Source organism: Paraburkholderia sp. BR10141, from assembly GCF_056155635.1.
Map to the genome: position 1 here is coordinate 1 of NZ_JBMIQH010000082.1, position 6,939 is coordinate 6,939.

General features: G+C 58.0%; 3 protein-coding genes and 2 pseudogenes. 1 reads left to right on the forward strand and 4 read right to left on the reverse strand.

Translation table 11 applies throughout. From position 1 onward, the window contains the following. Positions 1–335: 335 nt before the first annotated feature. The 4 genes and pseudogenes from ACOJB8_RS40455 to ACOJB8_RS40470 form a co-directional block, all read right to left on the reverse strand. Entirely contained in the window at positions 336–1,319 is a 984-nt protein-coding gene (locus tag ACOJB8_RS40455) for a site-specific integrase (RefSeq protein WP_475017832.1), read from the reverse strand. 398 nt (positions 1,320–1,717) lie between these two features. Next, positions 1,718–2,404 carry a hypothetical protein gene (locus ACOJB8_RS40460; RefSeq protein ID WP_475017833.1) on the reverse strand — a complete coding sequence of 229 codons (687 nt, stop codon included), beginning with the start codon at positions 2,402–2,404 and terminating at the stop codon, positions 1,718–1,720. A 231-nt stretch (positions 2,405–2,635) separates the two neighbouring features. Continuing rightward, positions 2,636–5,658: pseudogene (locus ACOJB8_RS40465) on the reverse strand (Tn3 family transposase). An 89-nt stretch (positions 5,659–5,747) separates the two neighbouring features. Next, positions 5,748–5,986, reverse strand: a pseudogene (locus ACOJB8_RS40470) (IS6 family transposase); the annotation flags it as partial. Positions 5,987–6,331: 345 nt separating this feature from the next. On the opposite strand from ACOJB8_RS40470, the gene ACOJB8_RS40475 reads away from it, so the two are divergent. Further along, positions 6,332–6,769 carry a hypothetical protein gene (locus ACOJB8_RS40475; protein ID WP_368662007.1) on the forward strand — a complete coding sequence of 146 codons (438 nt, stop codon included), beginning with the start codon at positions 6,332–6,334 and terminating at the stop codon, positions 6,767–6,769. Positions 6,770–6,939: the final 170 nt, after the last annotated feature.

The window sequence follows — 6,939 nt, forward strand, 5'->3', positions numbered from 1 at the left end:
CCTGAATCAAAGGCTTGAGCGTCAAATCGACATCACAAACCGGCGCAGCGACTCGCTGAAATGAAGTGCTGCTCGCCGGCGAGGGGTATTTCAACAGCCTGATAAAAAACGCCGGGCCGTAGAAAGGCGGCTTGCCTGTCCGGCGGGGCTGCGGACAGACGATGGTCCGCATGCCCAATCAACTGCAAGCCTCGCATCGATTGGCCACTTGTTGGCGGCGATTGCATATTCGATAAAGCTTCTGAGTACGGCCTTTCTGGCTGCATCGTTGAAGCCGAGCGCTTCCCGAACAGCGAGATAAGCGTCAAGGCGATCACGTAACTCGGGATGACCGTTCATGACCGGGCTCCCGGCCACGGCAAGGCTACGTGCGCGAGCGTCGCGAGGTCAAGCTTCGCGTAGATCACCGTCGTCCCCAGCGAGACATGTCCCAGCACGTCAGCAACTTCGTTGAAACTTGCACCTCTGCATACCATTTGGGTGGCCGCCGTGTGGCGCAGCGCATGTGCGGCAGCTGGAATGCCCTCCACGCCGGCACGGTACATTGCGCGCCGGACCATTCTCGATACAACAGATGAATCGAGAATGGGTCCGTACGGCTCCTTGGTGCTCAGGAACACCGCCCTGCAGGGACTGGAGGGACGTCCGCGTTGAAGGTAGGCACACAGCGCCTCACCCGCATCGTGAGGCAGGGGAAGTCGGCGCTCGCGATGAGACTTCCCCGGACGAATGCGCACGCAGCCCTCGATCCAGTCGATATCGTCGAGCATCAAATGTCTGAGCTCGCTGGCTCGAACACCCATTCGCGCCAGGACCAGCAACATTGCCCGATTGCGCAGCTCGTGGGCGCTACCGTCGAGCGCCGCTCCGAGAACGCGCTCAGTCTGCTCTGCAGTGAGATAAACCGGCAGAGAGGCGTACTTCCATTGAGGCATCGAGGGAATCGCGGCTTCGAGCTCACGGCCAGCCTTGCCGCAAAACACCAGATATCGGAGCCAGGCTCGCAGTGCAGTCCCGGCCTTCTTGCGCGAGTGTCCGTGAAGCCGTTCGGCCTCCTGGCGAACAAAGGCGGTGAGCCATTCTGCGCGCGGGGCCCACCGCTCATAGTCTGCCTCCAGGCAGTACTGCGCCAGAAACCGCCGTACAAAGAAGAGATACTCGCGACGAGTCGTGTGCGCCAGGCCAACGACCTGAGACAGGTGATGATCGAACTCGCCAACCCAACAGTTCAGTGCACCGGTTACTTCTGCCTGTGCCGCCGGCTTGCATTTACCTCGCGTTCGGGTACCTGACGGATTTAGGGACGGGGCATTGTTCATGAGCTTCTCCTGTCGGCCCAAATGGCCGATAGGGGAAGCTTGCTCTGATTATGCGAGGACGTTTCCAGTTCCAGACAGCAACAACCAATGCCCAGCAACCCAAGTGGATTGCAGCTGCCCGCGAGCTGGACGTAATCGGCACCTGTGCCTAAAAGCACAATTTCCTATCATAGGCGTCCAAGTTATTATGCCTTGGTCAAATCGCCTGGGCTCAGAGTTCATCCCAGATTTGCGGAAATGATGCAGCGGGTCCAGGCCAGGGAGGCTAAGACTTGGGTTGCCACAAATACTCCGCTTTTTGCAGCCGGGCAAGCCAGGCGCCCCGCTTGCCATGACTCGACATGAGGGGTGGCCGGGATTCATAAAAAATTCGCCACATCTCTGCTTAAGCTGCTGATTTAAAGCCGAAATCGATGGTCAAATGGGGTTATAAGCCGGAACCGCATATATGCGGGCCGGTTATTTCCGGTGTCGTCTTTGGCCACCCGTATCCCAGCAGAAGCCAATTGCGCTTTCAAAGCAGCAATTTCATCGCGAGTCTGGGCTGCGAGTACTGATGCTTTAGTGTTATCCATCCCGAGAGAGCGGTACTTGCGTTCGTCCGTTTCCCCTCCAGCCAATACTGCGAACTGGTCTGTCAGTCCGTCGGACGTGAGGTAGCTTTTGTACTCGCCAATGCTCTCACCCGCCTTCGTGTTGGCTGATGCGACGTGAAACAATCTCGCCTTTCTCCTGCTTCCGTCAGGGGAGGCGCCAGTCATCATAACGGCGACACATGGGACCATCCCGTTCGTTAGGAAAGGGTAGTCCACCTTAGACGTGCCGGTGGACGATGGATACTCACCCTCCGGGCGAAACGAGACTTGCTTGAAACGCCGGTGGCGCTGCAATTCGGCGAGCGGTTGCAACCCGCCACCTTGCGAATAGGAAGGTGCGTATTCGGATGTTGACCCGCGCGAGATGCTATCTTGTCCCGACATCGCGCGCCTTTCCGTGTCTTCTCGCAAATGCGCGGTGCTAGAAAACGCAGTATCAAACAACGATGTCGATGCCGCCAAAGCGGGAAAAGAACTTTTCAATGTCATGGTAAGGCACGCAGTATATTTTGACAGCTACCTGTTCACCAGCAAGGTGACACATGCAAGCATGGCATGTGTAAAAATACTACCCTGCATCAATGCATGATCCGCTCGCGGATAAAAAGCGAAAACCTCACTTCATTGGCGAAGTTATATCCTTGACTGTTCGCGCAACGTCGTTGAACGACAGCATGCTTCTCGCTGTCCGATCAGTTGGCGACCACCACGGCTGCCCGATTATATGATTTCGAGACCGGCAAGCATGGCGGCAAGATCGATCGGGTTCTCATTGCGAAATACGTAGTGCCCGAGGAAATGGATATGCTGCCACGCGACCGGCGAGACCTTTTTCAGCATGTCGAGCGCCTTCTGGTTGCCGTCGCACTGGTATCGCTCGAGTAGTTGTGAGAGTAGTACTGAGTTGAAGGCGGTTACGACGTTGGCCAGTAGCCGGCCGCATTCGTTGCTGATCGCGACGTCAAGGTCGGTTTTACCGGTCAGGTGCTTTTTCCCGCCGACCTGCGCGATGAACGAGCGCAACTGATGGTACGCTTCGATCCGGTTTTGCGAACGATGGACATCGCGCTGCAACTGCGGATCGCGCATGTAGCGCAGCGTGTAGATGCTGCGCACCAGCTTGTCGACCTCGAAGACGGCCTTGCGGGTGCGATGATGTGGCGACAGCGCGCAAAGCTTGCGCACAAGCGCCTGCTGGCTGATTTCCTTGACGCTGAGTGAGGCAATGATCTGCTCGATGATCGATGGGTCATCGCAGATCAGCGCCCGGTCGATCTGACCGACAGGCTTGATCAGGAAATTCTCGTACTGCGCGATATCGTCGCCGCAGTACAGATGCTTCAGTTGTGCCTGAAGGCTTGTGAAGCGTGGTGCAAAGCCCCTTTCGAACCAGTACATGATGGCGAAATTCGCCTTGTTGACACTGTGCATGTCGCCGGTGATGATGGTCGGCACGATGTCGGTGGTGTTGTGGTAGCAGATATCGAAGACGTAGTGACTCTCATGTTCATGCGCGCCGATCAGTTCTGTTAGCAGCGCGACGTGATTGGCCAGAAACGTGTAGGCGACCACGCCCCTGCCGCCCGCAAAGTATTTGCGCGAGTGTCGCGCCTTCACCATTGGCGTGGCGGCCTCGAACTTCTGCCCGTCAACGCTGCCGAAGAGCACCTCGAGGTCGAACGAGTAGTGTTCGAAGATCGGCAGTTGTGCGATGTAGTTGGCGACCCGGTCATTGGCCGCGCGCAGGGTCGCCAGGCGACAATATTGCCGGTGCGTTTCGTCCAGCACGTGATACGGGATATCGCAGGTCTGCGACATCGCGAGATTGCCGAGGTTGGTCGCCTGCGCAATGATCACCGCCATCAGGCTGTCCGGGTCGGCGATCTTCTTCGCATAACGGGGCTGCAGGGGCGTCATGGCTGACAAAAAGTCGCAGCGCTCATTCACAAACCGGATGATGCCGGCAATATCGCGCAGCGGCAGCTTCGCATAGAAGCTGTCCTGTCGTGCGGCATCCTTGTCGGCTTTTGGTTTGCGCCACGTCAGGGTCCCGCGTTGCTCGTCATAGTCGAGGTGCCTGAGTTTGCCTTGTCGCAGTTCACGATCGAAGCGCTTCCAGAGTTCGCGAAGCTCGCTACACAGCGCGTCGATGGTGGCATCGACAGGCTGGCGCAGCCACGCGAGATCCAGTTCGCCGAGCGCGGCGCGCGTACGATCGGCTGTGACCAGATGATCGCTGAAGCGGCGATGCTGGATGCTGTCATTGAGGTGCAGTTCGCCGCTGTCGATACGCCTGCGCAGTTGCCGGTAGACCCAGAATTCATAGCGGTCGCCGCGCAGGCCCGCGGGCTGCCCCGCGTCGTCGAACTCGAGCAGGAAAGGCCGAAGCCGTCGCGGGATGGTGTCCAGTGGAATTTCCGCGACAGGCCGTTGGGCGAGGCGCTGCCTGCGGGAGAACACACCGCGCATCCAGTGCAAGGCCGCGATCCATGGATCGTCATCCCGTTCGCTGGAAAACTCGAGTGCCATCGCCTGCGGTCTGAGTCGTCGGCAAACCTGCCCGGCTGCCGCATCGATCGCGCGCCAGCGAAGTTCCATCTGGCTGACGGTTTTGTCGCTCAGCAATTGGGCGACCTGCTGCAGGGTGGCTTTGGGCAGGATGCTGAACGCCTGATCCCGTACCGATCCGAACGATGTAGCATCGTCGAGCGAGTCGTCGACGTAGAGCTGCAGAAGCCTTCCGACCTGCGGGGTGTCCTTCTGCCGCTGGAGCTGGGCCCGCATGAACGCGTCATCGGCATGGGCCTTGCCGTCGTCTTCGAACTTCTTCGTGTGGTGGCGCAACGCGTCGACCAGGTTGTCGTTCAGTTGCCGGTAGCGCTGCCACGCGTAGCACAGCAGATACAGGAATGCCTGCCCCGGCTGAAGCTGACGCAGATCGTAGATGGTATGGAAGTTGGCGAGGCTCGCGTAATACGCGATATTCTGCTGGGAGATGCCCAGTTGTGGCAGGATTGCCCGGGCGGCGAGGTAGACGGGTTCGAGTACCGCGCGTTTGCTGCGTTCGCGTCCCATCATGTGGGGCCCGAAGTATTTGGCATCCTGCTTGATCGCAGCCAGTTCGGACAGGGACTCGTCGCGCACAAGCAGTCGTCGCAGTGCGGATTTGACGTCATCGGTCGCTCCGGCCTCGATCAATGCGGCGAGGCGCTGCCGTTCGTCGCGCAGTGCGGTGCTGATGAGCCGCTGGAGGTTGTGTATCCCGGCCGCACGATGCGCTGCTGGTTCAGCCAGATGACGAGTTCGGTGAGCACGAAGGCTGGCGTCACGTCGCGACGCACCAGTTGTGCGGCGCGCTGCATGAGCACTGGGCAGTCCTGCTCAGACCAGAGGCGAAAGCCGGACAGCCTGAGGATTTCGCGCCGCTGCGCGTAATGTTCTGCGGGCCGAACGGACCTTGGTGAAAACGCCTGCTGGGGGAAATAGCGTTCACGCAGGTATTCAACGTCCTCCGTCGGCAGATCCGTAAGCGCGAAGAAGGCCTGCTTGGCCTTGAAATAGCCGGTCTGCAGCAGGCAGAGGATCTGTTCGTTCAGCCCTCGGCGGCGCTGCGCGAGAGCCAGTTCGTCAGCGGTGAAGGCAAAGTACTCCGCGCGCTGGAAATCATCGAACTCGGGCCGGTCATAGAGCGCCTGCCGTTCGGCCTCGGGCAGCAGGGTGAGATGGTCGTTGTGGGCGCGCATCCAGAGGCAAAGGAAACAGAAAGAGCGCCATTCTAAAGCGTGACAGACCAATAATTGATATTATCGGGCTATTGTTTTAACTTCGCATAATGCCATGTGCGCCCAGGCTTGCGGCGGGCAACTTTGACGCGATGTGCGAGGCCCACGCCGAATTTGTCGCACCAGCGTGCGGATCGTCTCGTAACTGACAACGACACCGCGCTCGAACAGCAGTTCTTCAATATCACGCAGGCTCAGTTGGAACCGGAAATACCACCGAACCGCGAGACTAATGAATGACTGCCGCCGGAAACCGGTGGCCGTGATAAAGCGATTTTCTTTTCTTCATCGTGTCATCTTGCGTGACTACCTCGCCAACGTGACAGTGCCCCCGCAACCACTTGTTATCGTAACGGCCCTTACTCGCCCTGAGTCCACTATCGCGACACAGCCATGGATAAACTTAACAGTCATCTTCTCATGAACTATCACACAGACAGTTACGACCAGCCCAACCATTTGTGCTTTCCGTCACTAAGCTTTGGGCAGCGGTTGGCGCGCCCCTTTTTCACGAGGACAGCGTGGCGTGATCAAGCTGTCGACCACGCAGAACCGAAATCGAAACCAAGAGGTCTTTTCGGCCCGTTAGGAATTGATTCTTACCTCATGGGCAGTGCAGCATAAGGATGGTCACGTGAATAAGGTAATGCAGTCTCCTCGCGCTGCGGTACCACCCCAATTAACCCTCGTCGTGGGCGTGGTATTCCGACTGGTCCATCTAGGCATCTATTGCGTTGAAGGTCCCGACGCGATGTTCCAAGAGACGTTCAATAAGATCTGCTGCGACGACCTTGCAGTCGACATTGAGCGAGAGTGGCTTCAAGAAGGCGACTTGGTGGTCAGTCTGTGCCGTGTTGAAAAAGCATTTGAAGTGTTAGGGAAAGCTGGCTTCAGGAGCGCGGACGCCGTCGTCACGATGCAACGTTACTTTGGCATCGAGCATGCGAAGGCCCGGCATTACGTATCCTCACGAAATCTTGCGTCGCTGTACCGCGAGCAGGTAGTGGGGCGCTCTCGTGGTGGTGAGAAGCGCACTGTCAACTTGGCTGACTTCGTCGATGACGATCCATAACGCACTGCGGCTCAGAAACCAGTCGACGGAGCTTGGGTTGGCGAGCCCACTTGGTTACCGCACACTGCCCGCGCGAGATAAAATTTTCGCCTCCTGGGGGGGAGACACAAGACAATTAACATCAAAATAATTGATATGTAGTTCAGCCAGAACAAACTGTGTGGAACAAA